The organism is Bacteroides sp. A1C1 (assembly GCF_004328515.1).
In the GTDB taxonomy this organism is placed as follows: Bacteria; Bacteroidota; Bacteroidia; order Bacteroidales; family Bacteroidaceae; genus Bacteroides; species Bacteroides uniformis.
The window spans coordinates 3,616,335-3,638,472 of record NZ_CP036491.1 but is presented as its reverse complement, the minus strand read 5'-3'; the positions used below and the strand labels follow the sequence as shown (position 1 = coordinate 3,638,472).

Annotated in this window: 18 protein-coding genes and 1 riboswitch; of the genes, 5 read left to right on the top strand and 13 right to left on the bottom strand. The window is 48.0% G+C overall.

Annotation, left to right across the window (positions count from 1 at the left end; translation table 11 throughout):
* The first annotated feature begins 28 nt into the window (after positions 1-28).
* Positions 29-230, top strand: a riboswitch (cobalamin riboswitch).
* A 272-nt stretch (positions 231-502) separates the two neighbouring features.
* Complete coding sequence (locus tag EYA81_RS14955) at positions 503-1,876, top strand: tryptophanase (RefSeq protein ID WP_117962595.1); 1,374 nt, start codon at positions 503-505, stop codon at positions 1,874-1,876.
* A gap of 5 nt (positions 1,877-1,881) precedes the next feature.
* Here the strand turns inward: EYA81_RS14955 and EYA81_RS14950 are convergent, their stop codons facing one another.
* The 4 genes from EYA81_RS14950 to mutY form a co-directional block, all read right to left on the bottom strand.
* Positions 1,882-2,511, bottom strand: coding sequence for a 4'-phosphopantetheinyl transferase superfamily protein (locus EYA81_RS14950; RefSeq protein ID WP_117962593.1), 630 nt, complete (start codon positions 2,509-2,511; stop codon positions 1,882-1,884).
* 10 nt (positions 2,512-2,521) lie between these two features.
* Positions 2,522-3,868, bottom strand: a complete 1,347-nt coding sequence (gene gldE, locus EYA81_RS14945; RefSeq protein WP_131225971.1) for a gliding motility-associated protein GldE — start codon at positions 3,866-3,868, stop codon at positions 2,522-2,524.
* A gap of 23 nt (positions 3,869-3,891) precedes the next feature.
* Positions 3,892-4,350 (bottom strand): single-stranded DNA-binding protein, encoded by a 459-nt coding sequence (locus EYA81_RS14940; protein ID WP_117867008.1) that lies wholly within the window; start codon positions 4,348-4,350, stop codon positions 3,892-3,894.
* A 72-nt stretch (positions 4,351-4,422) separates the two neighbouring features.
* Positions 4,423-5,463 (bottom strand): A/G-specific adenine glycosylase, encoded by a 1,041-nt coding sequence (gene mutY / locus EYA81_RS14935; protein WP_117867022.1) that lies wholly within the window; start codon positions 5,461-5,463, stop codon positions 4,423-4,425.
* A 157-nt stretch (positions 5,464-5,620) separates the two neighbouring features.
* Here mutY and EYA81_RS14930 point away from each other — a divergent pair, with 157 nt between their 5' ends.
* Together EYA81_RS14930 and EYA81_RS14925 are read left to right on the top strand one after the other, a co-directional pair.
* Positions 5,621-5,896, top strand: a complete 276-nt coding sequence (locus tag EYA81_RS14930) for an HU family DNA-binding protein (RefSeq protein WP_005826750.1) — start codon at positions 5,621-5,623, stop codon at positions 5,894-5,896.
* A 235-nt stretch (positions 5,897-6,131) separates the two neighbouring features.
* The gene (locus EYA81_RS14925) at positions 6,132-7,706 is read left to right on the top strand and encodes an Rne/Rng family ribonuclease (protein ID WP_005826752.1); all 1,575 of its coding nucleotides are present in this window, start codon (positions 6,132-6,134) and stop codon (positions 7,704-7,706) included.
* 80 nt (positions 7,707-7,786) lie between these two features.
* On the opposite strand, the gene EYA81_RS14920 is transcribed toward EYA81_RS14925, so the two are convergent.
* The 7 genes from EYA81_RS14920 to EYA81_RS14890 form a co-directional block, all read right to left on the bottom strand.
* Positions 7,787-8,959 (bottom strand): iron-containing alcohol dehydrogenase, encoded by a 1,173-nt coding sequence (locus EYA81_RS14920; protein WP_009036796.1) that lies wholly within the window; start codon positions 8,957-8,959, stop codon positions 7,787-7,789.
* An 8-nt stretch (positions 8,960-8,967) separates the two neighbouring features.
* Positions 8,968-9,900, bottom strand: a complete 933-nt coding sequence (locus EYA81_RS14915) for a phosphatase PAP2 family protein (RefSeq protein WP_009036795.1) — start codon at positions 9,898-9,900, stop codon at positions 8,968-8,970.
* Positions 9,897-10,550 carry a CDP-alcohol phosphatidyltransferase family protein gene (locus tag EYA81_RS14910; RefSeq protein WP_005826758.1) on the bottom strand — a complete coding sequence of 218 codons (654 nt, stop codon included), beginning with the start codon at positions 10,548-10,550 and terminating at the stop codon, positions 9,897-9,899. The genes EYA81_RS14915 and EYA81_RS14910 overlap by 4 nt, the downstream gene beginning before the upstream one ends.
* A complete protein-coding gene (locus tag EYA81_RS14905) occupies positions 10,540-11,067 on the bottom strand; it encodes a GtrA family protein (protein ID WP_005826761.1) in 528 nt (175 codons plus the stop codon). The genes EYA81_RS14910 and EYA81_RS14905 overlap by 11 nt, the downstream gene beginning before the upstream one ends.
* The gene (locus tag EYA81_RS14900) at positions 11,052-11,525 is read right to left on the bottom strand and encodes a phosphatidylglycerophosphatase A (RefSeq protein ID WP_034523126.1); all 474 of its coding nucleotides are present in this window, start codon (positions 11,523-11,525) and stop codon (positions 11,052-11,054) included. The genes EYA81_RS14905 and EYA81_RS14900 overlap by 16 nt, the downstream gene beginning before the upstream one ends.
* A gap of 138 nt (positions 11,526-11,663) precedes the next feature.
* Complete coding sequence (locus tag EYA81_RS14895) at positions 11,664-12,953, bottom strand: inositol-3-phosphate synthase (RefSeq protein ID WP_005835961.1); 1,290 nt, start codon at positions 12,951-12,953, stop codon at positions 11,664-11,666.
* Between the two features lie 107 nt (positions 12,954-13,060).
* Complete coding sequence (locus EYA81_RS14890) at positions 13,061-15,598, bottom strand: DUF5686 and carboxypeptidase-like regulatory domain-containing protein (RefSeq protein WP_117713582.1); 2,538 nt, start codon at positions 15,596-15,598, stop codon at positions 13,061-13,063.
* Positions 15,599-15,786: 188 nt separating this feature from the next.
* On the opposite strand from EYA81_RS14890, the gene aspT reads away from it, so the two are divergent.
* Positions 15,787-17,481, top strand: a complete 1,695-nt coding sequence (aspT, locus tag EYA81_RS14885; RefSeq protein WP_119979490.1) for an aspartate-alanine antiporter — start codon at positions 15,787-15,789, stop codon at positions 17,479-17,481.
* Between the two features lie 276 nt (positions 17,482-17,757).
* The gene (gene aspD / locus EYA81_RS14880; protein WP_117965497.1) at positions 17,758-19,392 is read left to right on the top strand and encodes an aspartate 4-decarboxylase; all 1,635 of its coding nucleotides are present in this window, start codon (positions 17,758-17,760) and stop codon (positions 19,390-19,392) included.
* A gap of 33 nt (positions 19,393-19,425) precedes the next feature.
* On the opposite strand, the gene EYA81_RS14875 is transcribed toward aspD, so the two are convergent.
* Together EYA81_RS14875 and EYA81_RS14870 are read right to left on the bottom strand one after the other, a co-directional pair.
* Positions 19,426-20,739, bottom strand: a complete 1,314-nt coding sequence (locus EYA81_RS14875) for a PAS domain-containing sensor histidine kinase (protein WP_057088064.1) — start codon at positions 20,737-20,739, stop codon at positions 19,426-19,428.
* Positions 20,730-22,091: a sigma-54 dependent transcriptional regulator gene (locus EYA81_RS14870; RefSeq protein ID WP_057088062.1), complete on the bottom strand. Its 1,362-nt coding sequence runs from the start codon at positions 22,089-22,091 to the stop codon at positions 20,730-20,732. Before EYA81_RS14870 ends, EYA81_RS14875 begins: the two co-directional genes overlap by 10 nt.
* Positions 22,092-22,138 lie beyond the last annotated feature (47 nt).

The window sequence follows — 22,138 nt, the reverse complement described above, 5'->3', positions numbered from 1 at the left end:
CATAGAATTGTTTTCTCAAAAAGAATCCGTATCTTTGTCATGCATTGGTTCGCTCCCCCTCTTCTGGGAAAGCGATTAAAAGGGAATCAGGTGTAAATCCTGGACAGTCCCGCTGCTGTAAGTTTCGTGCAACGTTGCAGACAATTACTCTATGCCACTGGAATATTCTTCCGGGAAGGCGCCTGCAACAGAAACAAGTCAGAAGACCTGCCATGCATACTTTATCATTGCTTTCGAGGAAAAAGCGTTGAGTCTAATGAGCCGGACAAACCGTCCATCATTTCATTCATCAAACCTAATTCAGAGAAAGTAAAGAAGGTAATAAACTCTGCCAAGTTTATTTGATGATGTCCGGCCGAAGTGATTTCGTCCGGACATTTACATTACAAAAAGTCATATTTAAATTGATTATTACATAGATTTTACCTAAATTCGGCACATTAAACCGAAATAATCGGTTTATCCGTTAACCTATTGTCAAATTATTAAAGATACAGAGTCTATGGAATTACCATTTGCCGAAGCATGGAAAATAAAAATGGTGGAACCTATCCGTAAAAGTACCCGCCAGGAACGCGAACAATGGCTGAAAGAAGCCCACTACAACGTATTCCAACTCAAATCGGAACAAGTTTATATCGACCTCATCACCGACTCGGGCACCGGCGCCATGAGCGACCGCCAATGGGCAGGCATGATGCTGGGCGACGAAAGCTATGCCGGAGCCACCTCATTCTTCAGACTGAAGGAAGTCATCACCCGCCTCACCGGATTTGGATACATTATCCCCACCCACCAGGGACGCGCTGCCGAAAATGTACTCTTCTCCTACCTGGTGCACGAGGGCGACATTGTGCCGGGAAACTCCCATTTCGACACCACCAAAGGACATATCGAGGGACGCCGGGCACTGGCTCTGGACTGCACCATAGACGAAGCCAAACAGACACAGCTGGAAATTCCCTTCAAAGGCAATGTAGACCCTAAAAAACTGGAAAAAGCATTACAGGAACATAGCGAACGGATACCGTTCGTCATCGTCACCATAACCAACAACACCGCAGGCGGCCAGCCGGTTTCCATGCAGAACCTGCGCGAAGTCCGCGCCATTGCCGACAAGTACGGCAAGCCCGTTCTCTTTGACTCGGCACGCTTTGCGGAAAATGCCTACTTCATCAAAATGAGAGAAGAAGGTTACCGCAACAAGAGCATAAAGGAAATTACCCGCGAGATGTTTGACCTTGCCGACGGCATGACGATGAGTGCCAAAAAAGACGGTATTGTCAACATGGGCGGATTCATAGCCACCCGCCGGAAAGACTGGTATGAAGGTGCCAAAGGCTTCTGCGTGCAATTCGAAGGCTACCTCACTTACGGCGGCATGAACGGACGTGACATGAACGCCCTTGCCATCGGCCTGGATGAAAATACTGAATTTGACAATCTGGAAACCCGCATTCACCAGGTGGGCTATCTAGCCATGAAACTGGATGAGTACGGGATACCTTACCAACGTCCCGCAGGCGGCCATGCCATATTTGTGGATGCCCCCAAAGTGCTGACACACGTGCCCAAAGAAGAGTTTCCGGCACAGACACTGACCGCCGAACTCTATCTAGAAGCAGGCATACGCGGTTGTGAAATCGGCTATCTGCTGGCAGACCGCGACCCGGTGACCCGCGAAAACCGCTTCAACGGCTTGGATTTGCTCCGGCTTGCCATCCCTCGCCGCGTGTACACCGACAACCACATGGATGTGGTAGCAGCCGCTTTAAAAAATGTATATGACAAGCGGGAAAGTATTACCCGCGGAGTTCGCATCACTTGGGAAGCTCCGTTGATGAGACATTTTACGGTACAACTGGAAAGGCTGTAAGAAATTTACAGACTCAATGTCAAGACAAAATCCGGAAACAAATAATAATGAATAGTGAACCGGCGTTTCTCCACCGTACGATACTCTTCGGCGGAGAATACGCCGCTTTCATTTACAGCAAAAGGCAGAATGCGCATGTGCCCACGAAAATCAACCTCGGAAGCATTCAGGCATTTAAACATGGTCTCCTTGGCCGACCAGTGCAGCAACAGTGACCAAGTGTCGGTTCCGCGAAACACGGATGGCTGTTCATCTTCGCGCATGAATTTATGCGCCACCTTCCTTACCCGTTCACCATACTGCTCAATGTCAATGCCCACTTCCCGACCCGGCAATCCCAAAACAACAGCCACATAACCTTTCGTATGCGAAATACTGAGAGAGGCGGAAGCATCTGCCAAATAAGGTTTCCCACTGGGATGATAGGCAATCTCTTTCTCTTCTCCCGACAGCGTGTAAAGCAATACACGGACAGCCAGCCACTCCAGACGGCGGTGTGCTGCGGTGAAACGCCGCATACCTTCCCGGTATACTTCCTGATGAGGAAGCATGGCCAGCAATTCCTCCGGAGATTCCTCCGTTTTCCAAATTCCCCATCGGCAGGGAAGAGCGGTATGTTGTAAGAAGAGGGGCATGAGGCAAGGATTAAGGATTAGGGATTAGAGGAGTTGAGGCATTTACTGTAAACTTCACTTTCAGGATACGGCGGTTGTCCATCTCCAGCACCTCAAACTCATAACGGCCGTAGGTCACCTTTTCATGGAGAGCAGGAAATTCCCCCTTCAGCTCCAGCAGAAGTCCGGCAAGCGTATCGGCATCCCCTGCCACCTCATCGAACGTTTCCTCGTCTATCTTCGTTATTTTATAGAAATCGGTCAGCTGGGTCTTGGCTTCAAATACCCAAGTGTGGTCATTCAGTACGGCATATGTACGTTCTTCATCATCGTATTCGTCATGAATTTCGCCCACAATCTCCTCAATAATGTCCTCCATGGTGACAATGCCCGACGTACCGCCGAACTCATCGACCACAATGGCTATATGAATCTTGTTTGCCTGAAAATCGCGCAGCAAATCATCAATCATCTTGGTTTCGGGCACAAAATAGGCGGGCCGGATAAGCGACTGCCAGCGGAAATTATCCCCTTTGTTCAGATGGGGAAGCAAATCCTTGATATAAAGCACCCCCTTGATATTGTCACGGTTATCCGCATAGATGGGAATACGGGAGTAGACATTCTCTACAATGCACTTCACCACATCCTTGAAAGGGGTACGAATATCCAGATCCACCACATCGAGGCGGGAAGTCATAACCTCCTTGGCTGTCTCTCCACCAAAGCGGATGATACCTTCCAGAATATTGTTCTCCTCCGAAAGTTCCGCCTTATCGGTCAATTCTAGTGCATGTGAAAGTTCATCGACCGATATATTATGGTTCTTGCGGACCACATGCTTGTTCAGGAAAGAAGTGGAACGTACCAGCATAGATGCCATCGGATAGAATACGGAACGGCAAAACGTGATGCCGGGAGCAGCAAAACGGCAGAAAACCAGCGTTTTCTGAGCCGAATATATCTTAGGCATGATTTCACCGAAAAGCAACAGCAAAAACGTAAGGACTACTGTCAGAATGAGGAACTCTGCAATGGGAGAATGAAATTGGAACACATTCATAAAAAAGAAGTTACAGAGCATGATTATGGTTACATTCACGAAGTTGTTTGTAATCAGAATCGTCGCCAACAAACGTTCACTGTTATCCAGCAAATTACCGATTTTCTCATCCGAAGGATGCTTTCTCTCCGCTATTACATTTAAGTCTGACGGAGAAAGAGAAAAAAAGGCTATTTCGGAAGCTGATGCAAAGCCGGAAACGAGCAAAAGCAAACCTGCCAACACAATGGCTACAATGGCCGAAATAGAAGGAGTCTGTACGGATATACCGTTAAAAACATCTGCCAACTGGCATAAATAAGCGTCTGGGTCCAAAGATTTTGGTTTTAGTTAAACAATCAGAACGGTAGATCGTCCGTCGGGTTATCTTGTGCAGGGGCAGCCTGCGGTTGTACCGGTTGTTGCGGCTGGGCTGTCGCTCCGGCTTGCGGCGCAAACGGCGCATTGCCCGATACCGATGCACTTTTAGGTGTCAACATTTCCATTGTATCTGCAAAAACTTCAGTCACATAGCGCTTAGCTCCTGTCTGGTCATCATACGAGCGAGTGCGAATTTTGCCTTCAATGTAAAGTTTATCTCCTTTATGCACATATTTTTCGGCAGTTTCTGCCAGTCCACGCCAAAGCACAATATTATGCCACTCAGTGCGGTCGGGAACCTGGGTTCCATTCTGCAAAGTGTATCCTCTTTCTGTAGTAGCCAAAGAAAAAGTAGCTACCGCCACCCCACTGTCAAGGTATCTCACTTCCGGGTCTCTGCCCACATTTCCTAACAATATCACCTTGTTTACTGACATAAGCTTCTATTTTATTAATTTGCTGCCAAAATTAACGAGAATATCCACACCATGCAAGAATACAGACAACTTTTATATATATTTCTCCAAGAAAGCATGTATCAGCCGAGGCACCGCATAACGGTCCAAATCTTCGACCGCAACCTGCTGGTAACCTGAAAAAGAACCCGAATTATCGGGTAGAGTGACCTCATAGAAATTGGTATAAATCACTCTGTGGGACAATACATGCTTCACTCCCCGAAGTAGTGTACGGACCATCCGCACCTCTCCCTCTGCAAACAGTGCATGAAACTGCGGACATGCCAGGAACTCCTCTTCGGATAAATCTTTTTCCGTTTCGATTAGAGGCAATTCAAAGAGATTTTTCCAGATATCGTTCTCCGTCCTCTTATGTATCAAAGTATGCGCACCCATACGTACATATATATAATTAAAATAGCGGTTGGTAGTCTTTGTTCTGTGCTGCTTCACGGGCAGTTGCTGCACTTTGCCTTCCAACAAGGCTCTGCAGCTACCAGACAAAGGACAGAACAGACAGTTGGGCGACTGCGGCATACACTGCACGGCTCCGAAGTCCATAATCGCTTGGTTATAATCTGCCGGTCGGGATTTATCGAGCATCTCTCTCGCCAAAGCAGTAAAAGTTTTTTTCCCTTCGGTAGAATCAATGGGAATATCAATGCCGAAATAGCGGGAAAGCACCCGATATACATTCCCGTCTACCACCGCATAAGGCATGTCATAGGCAAAAGAACAGATGGCCGCTGCCGTATAATCCCCTACCCCCTTCAAAGCACGCACCTCTGCATAGTTTTTTGGAAATGTACCCTTCATGCTTTTGGCTGCGGCATGCAGGTTGCGGGCACGGGAATAGTACCCCAGGCCCTGCCAATATTTCATCACTTCGTCCTCGGACGCAGCAGCCAGCGACGCCACATCCGGGAAGCGTTTTATGAAACGCAAAAAGTACTCATAACCCTGCGCCACTCTTGTCTGTTGTAAGATGATTTCAGAAATCCATATCAGATAAGGGTCCGTGGTATTTCGCCACGGAAGGTCGCGTTTGTTCTCCGCATACCAATCCAACAATGTTCCGCTAAAAATATTCATGCTGCAAAAATACTTCATTTTCAGCCTAACAAAGCTTAATGCCAAGACTTTTTTAGAAAATTGTCCGAAATATATTTTTTAGAGCCACGGAAAAGCTATATATTTGCAGTCCAAAAAATTAGGAAAACTATAGTAATAATATTTTTTTTAAAGAAAAATGACTAAAGCTGATATTGTAAACGAAATTACAAAGAACACCGGAATTGATAAGACAACCGTACTTACAACCGTTGAAGCATTCATGGACGCAGTAAAGGCATCTTTATCCAAAGATGAAAATGTTTACCTCCGCGGGTTTGGTAGTTTTGTAGTGAAGAAAAGAGCTCAGAAAACTGCACGCAACATCTCCAAGAACACTACAATAATCATTCCGGAACATAACATTCCGGCATTTAAGCCTGCAAAAACGTTCACCCTCTCAGTGAAGAAATAATAAACAATAGTATTAACCCATAAAAATTTTGAAGCTATGCCAAGCGGAAAGAAGAAAAAAAGACATAAAATGTCTACGCACAAGCGTAAAAAAAGACTAAGAAAGAACAGACATAAAAGCAAAAAGTAATTTTTAGTCTGAAGGACAAAATAAAGAACAAACTTGTGAAGCAAAATGTCTCGCGGGTTTGTTCTTTGTTTAAGTAGTAAATAGAATCATTTAAAAGCCAATTATTGTGACAAGCGAACTCGTTGTAGACGTACAGCCCAAAGAGGTATCCATTGCACTGCTTGAAGACAAGCAGCTGGTGGAACTCCAGAGCGAAGGAAGAAACATCTCCTTCTCGGTGGGCAACATGTATTTGGGACGCGTCAAAAAATTGATGCCCGGCCTGAATGCCTGCTTCGTGGACGTGGGTTACGAGAAAGATGCTTTTCTTCATTATCTGGACCTAGGTCCTCAATTTAACTCGTTAGAGAAGTACGTAAAGCAAACTTTAAGCGACAAGAAGAAGCTGAATCCCATTACCAAAGCAACCATACTTCCCGACCTTGAAAAGGACGGAACGGTTTCCAACACACTCAAGGTGGGACAAGAAGTAGTGGTGCAAATTGTCAAGGAACCTATCTCTACCAAAGGGCCGCGACTGACTTCCGAACTTTCCTTTGCCGGAAGATACCTCGTGCTGATTCCCTTCAATGACAAGGTTTCCGTATCACAAAAAATTAAATCGAGCGAAGAGCGCGCACGCCTCAAGCAACTGCTGATGAGTATCAAGCCGAAAAACTTCGGCGTCATCGTCCGCACCGTAGCCGAAGGAAAACGTGTTGCCGAACTCGACGGAGAGCTTAAAGTATTACTGAAACATTGGGAAGATGCCATTACAAAAGTACAGAAGGCCACCAAATTTCCGACACTGATTTACGAAGAAACCAGCCGTGCCGTAGGACTGTTGCGCGACTTGTTCAATCCTTCCTTCGAAAACATCCACGTGAACAACGAGGCTGTGTACCACGAAATCAAGGATTACGTAACCCTCATCGCCCCTGAACGGGCAGGAATCGTGAAGCTGTACAAAGGTCAACTCCCCATTTACGACAATTTTGGTATCACCAAACAAATCAAGTCGTCATTCGGCAAGACCATTTCATACAAAAGTGGTGCCTACCTGATTATTGAGCATACTGAGGCGCTTCACGTAGTAGACGTGAACAGCGGTAACCGCACCAAGAATGCCAACGGGCAGGAGGCCAACGCACTGGAAGTGAATCTGGGTGCAGCCGACGAACTGGCACGCCAGCTCAGACTAAGGGATATGGGTGGTATCATCGTGGTGGACTTCATCGACATGAATGAAGCCGAAAACCGACAGAAGCTTTACGAACGTATGTGTGCCAACATGCAGAAAGACAGAGCACGTCACAACATCCTGCCGCTCAGTAAATTCGGACTGATGCAGATTACACGCCAGCGTGTACGCCCGGCTATGGATGTAAATACGACGGAAACCTGCCCCACCTGCTTCGGTAAAGGCACCATCAAATCGTCCATCCTCTTTACGGACACCTTAGAGAGTAAGATTGACTACCTGGTCAACAAATTGAAGATAAAGAAATTCTCGTTACACATCCACCCGTACATCGCAGCCTACGTCAATCAGGGACTCGTCTCCCTGAAACGGAAGTGGCAGATGAAGTACGGATTCGGTATCAAGATTATTCCAAACCAGAAATTAGCATTCCTGGAATATGTATTCTACGACCTGCAAGGGGAAGAGATAGACATGAAGGAAGAAATCGAAATCAAATAAAAAAGACGGCGAAGGGTATTTATCTTCGCCGTCTTTTTTATCTCTTGCTTTGGGGGAGCTCTCCCCAAACATGCCTTCCGCTATAAAGCCAAACGATAGATTTCCCTGCAATCAGTCATGGTCAGCTTCACGTAGTTGCCAAGCAGTTCGCCTTTATTGCGCTGCAGACTGACGAGCATACGGTCTATATCGGGATGCTCGATGCCCAACTCCTTAAAGCTAACCGGCAAGCCCATGTAACGGAAAAAGTGTTTCAGGCGGGCGGTACCAGCCAAAGCCATCTCTTCCAAATCTTCGGACTTGGGTATATCAAAAACGCGGTGGGCAAACTGGGCTATCTTTGCCGGATTATGTTCTGCCATAAAAGCCATCCAGGCAGGGAAGATTACAGCTAAGCCGGCACCGTGGGCTACATTATAGATAGCACTGATTTCATGTTCCAGTGCATGGGATGCCCAGTCTTCCTCACGCCCTACCCCACAAGTTCCGTTATGCGCCACAGTGCCACACCACATAATGTTGGCACGCGCGGCATAGTTGTCCGGTTGCTGTTTCACCCGGTAAGCTTCTTTAATGATAGCTGTCAAGGTGCCTTCGCAAAGCCGGTCGCTGATTTCCACATCCGGTGTATTTGTGAAATAACGCTCCATGATGTGAGCCATCATGTCGGCAATACCACAAGCCGTCTGATAAGCTGGGAGAGTGTAGGTCAGTTCAGGATTCATGATGGAAAATACGGGACGCAAATGCTCGGGGGCACAGAGCCCCAGTTTTTGGAGTGTCTCTGTCTTGGTAATTACCGTATTGCCCGAACCTTCGCTTCCGGCAGCCGGGATAGTCAGCACCACGGCTACTTTCAACGCTTTCTCCACCTTGGCACGACCGATAAAGAAATCCCAAAAGTCACCATCATAGAGGGCTCCGGCAGCAATGGCCTTTGCCGTATCTATGACCGAACCACCTCCCACAGGAAGCATCATATCCACCTGCTCACGACAGCAAAGCTGAATACCTTCGTATACCTTCCCGTCAATGGGATTGGGCTGGACACCTCCCATTTCGCAATAAGCCACACCGGCTTCCTGCAAGGATTGCTTCACTCTATCCAGCAGACCACTCCGTACAACAGAACCGCCTCCATATACTATCATCACTTTTTGTGCACCATACTTACGCGCCAATGCACCGACTTGCACTTCAGTATTCTTGCCAAAGACAAACTCTGTAGGACTATAAAAAACAAAATTATTCATTGTATACCTTATTTAATGTATCGACTGTATCTTTCAAAGAAGCGTCCGAACGCTCCCCACTTCATCAGTCCTTTCTCAAAAACAAAAATACCCAGCAATGCACAAGAGATGCCCAGCATCACATCAATCAGATAATGGTGTCCCGAATAGACAGCCGTCCACCAGATACCGACCATAATCACCGCAAACAACGCTATCAACCACTTTTTGCTGCGGTCCATAACCGCGTAAGCCAAAGCCACCACCATATAGGCGGCATGGAGCGAGGGCACTGCTGCAAATACATTGGCATTCCTTCCGTAAATGGAGTTGAAGATGGAACATCCCAGCAATTCGTCAAAGCGCCCTAAGCCTGCCACATTGCCCGGAGTGTCGAGTATCGGCTCGAAACCATAATTCATGGCATACCAGGGCGGAGCAGCGGGATGGATGTAATAGCCGGCAAAACCGATGAGATTAACCAGCAGGAACACCATCGCAAAACGAAGATATACCTTACGGTCACCCTTCAGATAGAGCCACAACCCGAATGCAATGGGAACCGGTACCCAACAGAGGTAGAATATCCCGGCAAAGAAATCGGCAACAGGACAATGGTTCAAAGCAAAATACTCACAAGGGATAAGGACAGCACCGTCTACAGACAAGCCAAAAAGGGATTTTTCTGCCTCATAAAGTCCTTTTACATCAATGGGATTCACCTGGTAATTGGGATATACGCGCATCCAGTCATACGAAATGCCGAATATGAAAAACGGCAACAGCGCCACTGCCAACTTACGGGTTATCTGTCCGGCAAAGAACAATACCAAAAATACACCCGCCATCAGGAAATGTTCCGGACGAAGCCCGATACAGACCGCTGTCAGAATCAGGAAAAACGCTGTGATGACAATCACCAGCACCGCCTCTCTCACAGAGGGAAACAAACTATTTTTCATTCCTTGTCTTTCAGTAGTTTATAGCAATGCGCCAAGCGGGCAAATGCCGTCAAATTCGCCAATATTGCAATCACTGCCATAGGCACAATCAGTATCAGCATCGGGTCGAATAAAGTACAATCACCAAAGATACCGCAGAACATGGCACCGAGGGCAGTCAGCACAACGCGTTCGGGGCGCTGCATGAAACCCACTTTACACTCCAGCCCCAAACCTTCGGCACGGGCACGCACGTAACTCACCATCAGCGAACCTATCAGCGCAATGAATGTAATGATGGAGCCCCACAAATAGCCTTGCAGCATCAGGTAATAGAAGATGCCGAACAATGTCACGAGCTCGCTGTAACGGTCGAGTACGGAGTCGTAGAGCGCACCGAAAGTAGAACTCATTTTACCCACGCGTGCCACACGTCCGTCCATCATGTCAAACAACCCGGCAAAGAGCACAATACCGCCTCCCCAGCCTACATAGGCCAGTTCACCACTCTTGTACACCCCGGCATACACAAACAAGGCAGCCGCCACGATATTCAGCACCAGCCCCGTAGTCGTAATAAAGTTAGGCGTAATGCCAATTCTAATCATACCATGCACCACAGGATTGATAATCTTGTATATCACCTGCTGCAACCAATCTCTATAATTCATATTCGTCTTTTTTGTTCTCTAAATAATGTTTCAGAAAGCCTTTTATATTGTGATTACGATAAACGAAAAAACGTTGCAGATGGTAGTTCCAAAAAAAAGCTACCAGCACTGCTACTATTATCTTTGACAGAATAAATACATTGTCTATATAATATCCCAACAGCCCATTGACCCATGTCATGCCCGTAAGCCACTCGGTCAGTGCAAAAGTGCCCCAGGTATTCAGTATAATGCTGCCTCCCCAGACAAAGAGATATTTCACGGCAACATGCGTTTTCTTACAGTCTTCGGCATGGAACACCCATCCGTAATTAATGGCACAGTTTACAATGCCTCCTACCACGGAACCCGTGAATGTGGCATAAAGATAAAAAACAGCAAAAGCCTTTACCAGAAGGATAGTCACCAGAAAATCGACAAAGCTTGCGAATTGCGCAGAAATCTGGGCCTTGAAGAAGATCCAGACAGAATGGCGCCACGACACACCTTTGCCATTTGATTTCAACTGATTATCCATCTTGCCACAATCAAAATTATAAATCCGTAGACTCCGGACAGAATATCGTCCATCATTACCCCGATTCCACCCGGCAGACTTTCCATACGGCGAATGCCCAAGGGCTTGAATATATCAAACAAGCGGAACAAGACAAACGCTCCCAACGCATACCATACGTGTCCGGCAGGCGCTGCAAGCAAAGCAATCCACACACCGACCATTTCATCGACCACCACGCGCGAAGGGTCTTCGCCCCAAGATACCTCCAGGCGGTTGGCAGCCCAGATACCGGCAAGTGTAAATACCAAAATCAATGCTACTGTCAGCCACAAAAGGCAGACACTTGAAACCAGATAAGACAACCCGAACCAGATAAGCGTAGCCAGCAAAGCTCCCGCAGTGCCGGGTGCAAAAGGAGAAAAGCCCGAGCCAAAGCCCGTACCGATAATGACTGGGAGGAGGGAGGGTTTCTTCATCAAAAAAGTAATGAGGTGATAAATGCGATAAAAACGGTAAAGTGATAAATGCAATAAAGTAATAAAAGTGATAAAGTGGTAAAGTGCTATCACTCTATCACCTTACCACCTTATTTTTATCACCTTATCACTGTTTTTTTAATCCAGATAACTCGGTGCTGTCTCACCCACCATATTGCGGAGAGTCTCTTTCACCATGCGCCATTGCTGGAACAAATCGTGTACCGGCTCATGCTCGAAATCGTGCATCGGGCTCTTGCAGAAGAAGGACAGCCACGTCTGGATGCCGCACATACCTGCACGCAATGCCAAATCACTGAAAATAACCAAGTCGAGCGCGATGGGAGCAGCAAGAATGGAGTCACGGCACAGGAAGTTAACCTTGATTTCCATCGGATAGCCCATCCAGCCGAAAATATCGATGTTGTCCCATGCTTCCTTGTTATCCTTACGAGGAGGATAGTAGTTAATGCGTACCTTATGATAAACATCACCGTACAAGTCAGGATATTTCTCCGGTTCGAAGATATTGTCGATAACAGACAGCTTGCTGACCTCTTTTGTCTTGAAGTTCTCCGGTTGGTCGAGTACCTCGCCGTCACGGTTACCCAGAATATTCGTAGAGAACCAGCCGCTTACACCCAACATACGGGTCTTGAACATCGGAGCAAGCACCGTCTTCATCAAAGTCTGGCCACTCTTGAAGTCCTTACCGGAAATGGGCACATTCATTTTCTTGGAGAATTCCCACATGGCTGGAGTATCCACACACAGATTAGGAGCACCCATAATAAACGGAGCGCCTTCTGCAATGGCAGCGTATGCATAGCACATACTCGGAGAGATGACTTCAGTATTGTTTTCCTTCATTGCCTGTTCCAAAGCAGCGAGAGATTCGTGCTCCTTGGACAGCGGAATATATATTTCGGTACTTGCAGCCCACAGCACAGCAATACGCTCGCAGTTATTGGCTGCCTTGAAGTTACGGATATCCTCACGCAACTGCTCTGTCATTTCCCAGCGAGTAGCAGCCTTCTTAATATGCGTACCGTTCAAACGTTTTGCAAAATTGTGGTCGAATGCAGCAGGCATCGGCTTGATGGCTTGCAGTTCGTCTTTTACCAAATTCAAGTCTTTCTCTTTCAAAACCTCGGCATACATAGCAGCTTCGTAGGCGTTGTCCGGGAAAATGTCCCAACCGCCGAAAACGATATCATTCAAATCAGCCAAAGGCACTATGTCTTTGATAAGTTTTTCCTTGCCATCCTGCATGCGCATAGCAGCCATTTGTGTGATTGAGCCTATAGCTTTTGCCAAGCCCTTGCGAGCAGCTAATGTACCGGTAATCATGGTGGTTGCAACCGCACCACCTACTCCGACTACCAGCACGCCCAAGCGTCCGGTTGCCGGCTTAATGTTTTCTTTCATTGCCATTGTATTATTTAGAGTTTAAAAAATTGCTCAAATTTAGGGTATTTTACTCAATTGGGATTAGTCATTTTATCCGATTTAATGTCCTATTAGTAAGATTTAAGTTAAAATGTCATGTGTAGACTGATTCTGAGCCCGGATTTGTCTACATCCGGTAAATTTCGGTAAGTCAGACGCCATACATAATCGACACGCAACACCTTGAAAATATTTTCAATGCCTACACCTGCCTCTACGTATGGCGTATGTCCCATGGTGGTACTTCCAGCAGGAAAACGGAACAAATCCTGCTGAAAAGCCGGATTATTCTTATCACTCAAATTCCCATACAAGCCGCGGCAGGAAAGTACTTCACGCCATTTCAACTTTTTCAACAAAGGAATACGGTTGAAGAGCCAGCCGTTCAAGTAATAGGTCACATCCCAGGAAGCGTATTCATCGTTCATGAATTCCATGGCATTCATCAGTGAATAGGACTCGGGCTGTATGGTATAGGACAAGTTCGCGTTGGGAATGACGAGCAAAGGGAAAGGAACCTTGTTCCATACTTTCCCGGCCTTCAGGATAACGTCCGTATAACCGAATGCCGAGAACCAGAAACGCTTTTGAAAACCCGCTTCCGTATAGTGATAGGTATAGTCTCCTCCCAGTACCCCTTTGGCAGCCATGGTATGTGTAAGCGAAAAGACCGGAGCATCCAGCGAAACGGGGAAACGGTTCCATTGGGTCTGGAAGAATTTCTCGTTGGGAGCATAGCGCAGCTTCAATTCCAGTTCACTGGTCGAAATACTTTTTACATACGTATTATGGTCGTCCTGCTTGACGAAAGGAATCAGATGGGATGATTCATCTTTACGCAGACGCGTCGTCATCTGTACGGAAAAACCGGAATGGAACTCATTGGTATAGGTCAGTTCCGCCTTCCGCTGATAACCGATACGGTCATCCTTCTGACGTTTCAAAGCAAGAAAAACATTGTCCTGACTGGTATAAAGATAGTGTTGTCCATATTGATTGACATCTGACAAGTAACGGAGCTTCAACGAATGTATAGGAAATTCATTGGCATATTCCTTCTTCCTATGAAAAGAATACTCCAGTTCGGCGAGTCCCTTTACACGATGGTCGCGAAAACCGTATGCCATATAGCCCCTGCCGAACAAATGCGGATTGAGCCATGCCGTCGTCATACCGCCGGCACGCAAGCGCACCCCTTCCAATGTATTTCCGCTGATAGTGGTATTCATCATACCGATATAGAACAAAGGTTCTTTTTCCTTCGGAGCGGGAATATACCCCGTGAACAGCACCTTCAACACTTTCTCCGTCCAGAAATAAACGGGATAGCTGCGCAACTGGGCCATCATCTTGTCCACCGAAGTCTCTTTCTTGCTGACCTCCACCTGGCGGTTGGCATCCCAATATGCTTCCGAATAGCCGGAAGCCGATGTCTCTTCAATCACCTTTTCCGGTTTTCGGAAAGCCTGCAGAGCCTTGTCATCCGGTTCATACTGATAATTTCTGTAATACACATCCCGCTTGGCATAAATACCGTCACTATTGTCCACCAACTTGAACTCCGTAGTGATACTCTCATTGAGCAACTGCCTCGTACCGTCCTCCGCGCGGTCAAAATTCTGTTCAATCTTCATGTAGTCCACAAAGTTCAGATTTATTTTCTGAGGAAAGTTCATGACGGCACGCTTTACAAAATAGGTACTGTCCAGCATGACGTACAAATGTCCCGTAAAACCGAACGACTCGGAGTTGAAAGGGACAAATGTCAAGTCAACACAAGGCTTTCCGGCAACGGTAAGCGTATCCATCAGATAATATTTGTAGAAAGACGGCCCAAGGGAGGATAGCGGACTGACAAACTTATTGGTGAACAAGGTGATGTTGTTCTCATAAAGGTCTACATCGGTCATGGTGACACTGATAGCCTGCTCCATACCCTGCTGGGAAAGCATCTCGTCCACTCCTGCCTGCCTGCGGGCGGTGACCCACTGTTTCCGGCTATGCGGAGACTTGCGGTAATAGTCTGTGGCAAGCAACTCACGGTTGGAGATGGCCAGTACCGGCCTGCCGGTAACGGCAGAGGTATCGACATAATCCGTCAGGAACTTGAACTTACGGTAAAGCCACTTCTGTTGCTTCAAGCTGTCGAAGTTATTGATAGCAAAAGTCATCTTTTCATAGCGGTCACGTTTCCAGAAGTCGCGTTCGTCGGGCGAGTAGTCATCCCGATGCTCTATCATCTTGCGTACAAACTCCACTGCGGGATTATCCTTTTTCTTATACCGTTCACGCTTCGGCTTCACCACCACCTCATCCAGTGCATAAGTGGCTGGCGAAAGGGCTATATTGAACTTAGAAGACTTTGCAGGATGAATCAGCCGGACATATTCATTATATCCCACGGCCGAAATGACCAGCGTGGCCTCCGGGCGATAGGTCTTGAAGGAAAAACGGCCGTTATTGTCCGTCATCCCTCCCTCCGTAGTTCCTTTCAGATAAACTGACGTATAAGGCAATGGCTCCTTCGTCAACGAATCGGTGACAACGCCTTGCACCATATATTGTGCTCTCAATGGAAGAGTAACCAGCTGGATAAGCAGAAATACCCTAAAAAACAACTTCATACCTTGTTTTACCTAATTTGGATGGCAAAGGTACGGAAGAAAACTTTTTCTTAAAGTTCGGTTTTACGGAATAAATGTTCTAAAAAACTCCTTTTGTATAAAACACTTCCCGTTAAAAGCCGTTGTATAGCGAAACGACGCTCCAGAAAGCATCGGAACAACCAATATATAACCTAAACAACTTGATTATGGAATGGATTTTCAACCAGCTCAGGGAACGCCCCGAACTTGCCATTTTCCTCACTATATTCCTGGGATTCTGGCTGGGGAAACTGCGTATCGGTAAGTTTACGCTGGGCACAGTGACCAGTGTACTGCTTGTAGGCGTACTGGTAGGGCAACTGAACATAGCCGTACCGGGTCCGATAAAGTCGGTATTTTTTCTGCTTTTCCTTTTTGCCGTGGGCTATAAAGTGGGTCCCCAGTTCTTCCGCGGACTGAAAAAGGACGGATTGCCCCAAGTGGGCTTTGCCGTACTGATGTGTGTATCCGTACTGTTAGTGACCTGGCTGCTGGCCCTGATGATGGGCTACAATGCCGGTGAAGCTGCCGGACTGCTGGCCGGTTCGCAAACCATCTCCGCCGTCATCGGAGTGGCAGAAGACACCATGGCCAATATGGGACTGGACGAGGCCCAACGACAAAGTTACGTCAACATCATTCCCGTATCCTACGCCGTCACCTACATTTTCGGTACGGCAGGCTCGGCATGGGTCCTATCATCCATCGGTCCCAAGATGCTGGGCGGGCTGGAAAAGGTGAAAGCCGCCTGCAAGGAGCTGGAGGCGAAGATGGGCAGCTCTCTGGCTGACGAACCGGGATTCATGCCGGCGGCACGCCCCGTCACTTTCCGTGCCTACCGGGTCGAAAACGAGTGGTTCAAGAATGGAAAGCGGGTGATTGACCTGGAAGTCTACTTCCGGCAGCACGACAAACGTCTATTTGTGGAACGCCTCCGCAAATCCGGAGTTGTGGTGGAAGTCAGCATGAACATACAGATAGAGCCGGGAGACGAAGTAGTGCTAAGCGGACGCCGCGAATACATCATAGGCGAAGAAAGCTGGATAGGGCCGGAAGTACAAGATGCCCAGCTCCTGGATTTTCCTGCCGAAAAGTTACCGGTTACAATCACACGCAAGACGGTTGCCGGCAAGACGGTTGCAGCTATCCGAAGGGAAAAGTTCATGCACGGTGTCAGTATCCGGAGCATCAAGCGCGCCGGAATATCCATTCCCGTGCTGGCACAAACGGTAGTAGATGCCGGCGACGTCATCGAAGTGGTAGGTACCAGGCAGGAAGTGGAAGCAGCAGCCAAACGTCTAGGGTATATAGACCGTCCTACCAACCAGACGGATATGATATTCGTAGGCCTGGGTATCCTTGTCGGAGGTTTGTTCGGAGCACTTTCCGTCCATATCGGCGGCATCCCCATCAGCTTGAGCACAAGCGGCGGCGCATTGATTGCGGGCTTGTTCTTCGGCTGGCTCCGCAGTAAGCACCCCACCTTCGGGCGCATTCCCGAACCTTCACAATGGGTGTTGAACAATGTCGGTCTGAACATGTTCATCGCGGTAGTGGGCATTTCGGCAGGTCCCAGTTTCGTGCAGGGCTTCCACGACGTAGGTATCAGCCTGTTTCTGGTGGGAGCAGCAGCCACCACCCTGCCGCTGATTATCGGCTTGCTGCTGGCAAGGTATGTTTTCAAGTTCCATCCGGCACTGGCTTTGGGCGTCTGCGCAGGGGCACGTACCACTACGGCCGCTTTAGGCGCGGTGCAGGATGCCGTTGAGAGCGAAACGCCTGCTCTGGGATACACCGTGACCTATGCCGTGGGCAATACCTTATTAATAATATGGGGTGTAGTCATCGTTTTGCTAATATAAGACGATTCTGTACCAATGCTTACTAATCCAGAGCATTCAAAGAATTATTGCCGGAAATGCAAGCGACTATATACCCATTCACTAATAGCTATTCATCCGACAGCTGTCGGACGATAATTCAACAGTTGTCGGACGATGATTCAACAACTGTCGGACGAAAAGGAAACATATATCGGACGATTAATTTCAAGCAAGGAAAGAAATAGTATGCCACATGAACAAAGATTATTCACCGAATGACTGAAAACAATAAATAACGAACCTAAACTTGAGCTTATGGATACAAAACTTTTAGAAAAGAAAATGGAATCTATCAGTCCTTTCGAACTGAAGAACCGCCTGATAGACATGGCAGACGAAAGTCTGAAGAAAACCGCCCGTACCATGCTGAACGCAGGGCGCGGCAACCCCAACTGGATTGCAACCGCTCCACGCGAGGCCTTTTTCCTATTGGGAAGCTTCGGCTTGGAAGAGTGCCGTCGCATCATGGATTTGCCCGAGGGCATTGCAGGCATCCCCGAAAAAAAAGGCATTGCCTCCCACTTCGAAGCCTTCCTGAAAAAGAACAATAACGTACCGGGCGCCAAATTGCTGGAACAAACCTACAACTACCTGCTGATGCAGCATGCCGCCGACCCCGACAGCCTTGTACACGAATGGGCCGAAAGCATTGTAGGCGATCAGTATCCCGTGCCCGACCGCATCCTTCATTTTACGGAAATCCTTGTGCAAGATTACCTTTCGCAAGAGATGTGCGACAACCGTCCTCCCCGGGGTGCCTATGACCTGTTTGCCACCGAAGGTGGAACAGCCGCCATGTGCTACATCTTCGACTCCCTGCAGGAAAACTTCCTGCTGAACAAAGGGGACGGCATCGTCCTCATGGTTCCTGCCTTTACCCCCTATATTGAAATCCCACAACTCAGCCGCTACCAGTTTCGAGTGACCAAAATACATGCCAACCGCATGAATAGCGAAGGGATGCACCTCTGGCAGTACAGCGACGAAGACATAGACCGCTTGAAAAGCCCTAAAATCAAGGCCCTCTTTGTCACCAATCCCAGTAATCCGCCCAGCTACACACTCAGTCCGGATACAATGGCGCGCATCGTGAGCATCGTCAGAAATGACAACCCTAATCTGATGATTATTACAGACGACGTATACGGTACATTCAGTCCGCACTTCCGTTCGTTCATGGCAGAAATTCCCTACAATACGCTTTGCGTCTATTCATTCTCCAAATACTTCGGTGCCACCGGATGGCGCAATGCGGTCATTGCCCTGCACGAATTCAACCTGTTCGACAAGCTGATAGCCAAACTGCCGAAAGAGAAACGGGAGATTCTGCACCACCGCTACTCCACCCTCACTCTGGAACCTGAAAGACTGAAGTTTATCGACCGTATGGTTGCCGACAGCCGTCAGGTGGCACTGAACCATACCGCCGGACTGTCATTGCCACAACAGATGCAGATGGGCCTTTTCGCCGCCTTTGCCCTGCTGGACAAGGAAAACAAATACAAGCAAAAGATGCAGGAGATTATCCACCGCCGATTGCATGCCCTTTGGGAGAATACCGGTTTCACGCTGACGGAAGACCCGTTGCGCGTAGGTTATTATACAGAAATCGACATGCTGGTTTGGGCAAAGAAGTTCTATGGGGACGACTTTGTAGAATATCTGAAACGCACCTACAGCCCGCTGAACGTAGTCTTCCGCCTTGCCAAAGAAACCTCTCTGGTGCTGCTGAACGGCGGTGGTTTTGACGGCCCCGAATGGAGCGTGCGCGCCTCACTCGCCAATCTGGACGAGAAAGACTATGCAACCATCGGCCAAGGCATCAAAAAGATACTGGAGGAGTATGCAAAAGAATTCTTTAAAAATGGAAAGGCGAAAGGTAAAAATTGAAAATTGAAAGGTGAAAGGTAAAACTTTCAAATTTCAATTAAATAGTATACGGAAGCGGGTCAATCCATCGTTGTAGGTACGTAGGGAGAACGTGCAACCATGACGGCTCAAAACTTCCCGGATAAACACCAGGCCAATTCCCTGCCCGTTCGGCTTGGTGGAAAAGAAGGGACTGAAGAGTTTAGCTTCGGTCTCTTTACTTATCCCCGGACCATTGTCAACGACTTCGACAGAAGCGGGGGCAGTGGTCCTTACTATTATCTCACCTTGCTGTCCGTTTTCTCCGGCGTCCCCCTCTATACTTTCGGCGGCATTCTTGATGATATTCACAAGCACCTGCTCAAAAAGAGAAGCATCCATACGCACCATTCCCACCTCCGGGTCGCATTCCAGACGTAGCTCTATATTGCGGTCATTGCACATTCCTTCCATGAAACGCTTGCACATGGACACCAACTCATTCAGCTGGACGGGTGCCAGGGTAGGTTCGGGTATCTTTACCACATCTGCAAAACGGGTAATGAAACGGCTCATCGAGAAACAACGCTCCGTACAGACGCGCATCACGTCGCAGATGTCCTCCATATCATCTTCTGTAGAAAGTGCCTGCTCCACTGTATCGAGTGTGGAAGTGATGCCCGCAGTGGTATTGTTCACTTCATGAGCTATCATGCGGATTACCTTTTCATAGGCACGCTTCTCGGCACGCATCACTTCTTCTGTCATACGCTCTATCAAGAAAAAAGGATGTTTGAACCCTCTGTCAATAAAAGAAGAATGGGTGCATTTATAAATATTCGCGTCATTGAGACGGACCACTGCCGTCTCGTCTTTGGGAATGGACGAAAGTTCGGCAGCCAACGGGGAGTCCATCTGGTCCAGCCGCTTTGCCATCGCCTCCTCCATACGGACACCGAGCATCTTTACCGCCATCGGATTCAGTTGCGACACTTCATCGTCCATTGTCAGGATAACAACCCCCATTGGAGATGCCTGAATCAACAAATCCAAGAAGTGATTCTGCTCGCGCATGCGCAACCGTTCATTCTTGAGCTGCTCCATCATTCGGTTAAAGATATTCACAATGCGGTCTGCTTCGTACTGCCCTACCCGGCTGAGACGACTACTGAAATCCTGCTCGCGCAGCAACTCCATACCGCTGCCTATGGTGTTCATCGGCTTCACTATCTTATTATAGAATACTATCAGATAGATAAGGATAAACCCGATGATCCCCTCCAATACGTACAGATACAAAAGCGGCTTCCCACTCAGCAAATATACCAGCATTCCACCCAGACCGAGCAGAAAAAGGACAAGTATGAAGAAAAAGAATTTTATGCGCACGGGACTTGAATATTATATTTTTCTAAACGTCTGTAAAGCGCAGCGCGGCTGATGCCTAATGACACTGCCACTTGACTGAGATTCCCTTTATGCTGTTCCAACGCCTGCAAGATAGTCTGCCGCTCTATTTCATCCAAGGTCATACCTGCAAAAGAACTACCTTCGGCAGCTTTGGCCGGTTCGTCGTGACGCAGATATTGGGCATCGAAATCCGCGGCATCCAGCACCGGCTTGCCGCTGACCAGAATGGTACGCTCCACCAGATTCTTCAACTCACGAATGTTGCCCGGATAAGGCAGGCGGGAAAGGAAATTCAGAGCGTCGGCCGAGAAATCCGTACGCGGCAAGCCGTTCACCTCTGCCTGACGGTCGGCAAAGTGACGTGCCAGCAAAGGAATATCTTCACGGCGCTCCCGCAAGGAGGGCAGTTTTACGGTAATCAGGTTGATACGGTAAAAAAGGTCTTCACGGAAAGTACGTTCGGACACCATCTTGCGGAGGTCTGCATTAGTGGCGGACACAACGCGCACATCGACTTTGCGGGGACGGCTATCGCCCAGCACTTCGAATGTCTGGTCTTGAAGCACGCGCAGCAGTTTCACCTGGCAGGAAGGGTCGAGGTCACCAATCTCGTCGAGGAAGATAGTACCTTTATTTGCCATTTCAAAACGCCCTATACGGTCGGCGCTGGCATCGGTAAACGCCCCTTTCTTATGGCCGAACATCTCGCTCTCGAACAAGCTCTGCGAGATACCGCCGAGGTTCACCTTGACAAAGGGCTGCTTCACGCGTTGGCTGTTGATATGGATGGCTTCGGCAATCAGCTCCTTGCCCGTTCCGCTTTCGCCCGTAATCAGCACCGAAGCATTGGTACGGGCTATGCGAGCCACTGTGTTCAGCACTTCCATCAGCCCTTTGGACTTACCTATAATATGGCTGCGATTCAATGCGGTAGTCTGCTCTTCCGGCACCTCTTTCGGGGCGGCCGTAAGCTCAAGGGCCGTCTCGATGCGCTGCAAAAGAGCAGCATTGTTCCAAGGCTTAGTTATGAAATCGAATGCGCCGGCCTGCATACCCTGCACGGCAAGCTGGATACTTCCCCATGCCGTCATCAAAATAACGGGCACATCGGGACGGAACACCTTTACCTGCTTCAATAAGGTAAGTCCCTCTTCTCCGGTAGTGGAAAGAGTGAAGTTCATATCCATCAAAATCAAAGCGGGAGCTTCGGCCCTAACTATATCCATAGCTTCGCGAGGACCCGGAGCCGTTTTCACCTCATATCCGGCACGCTTCAGCATAAAGCTGAGGGAAGAGCGCACAGCACTATCGTCGTCTATTATCAGTATCATAAAAATTGTAGTTTGTTTCCCGCAAAAATAAGTAAAAAAGCAGAGTT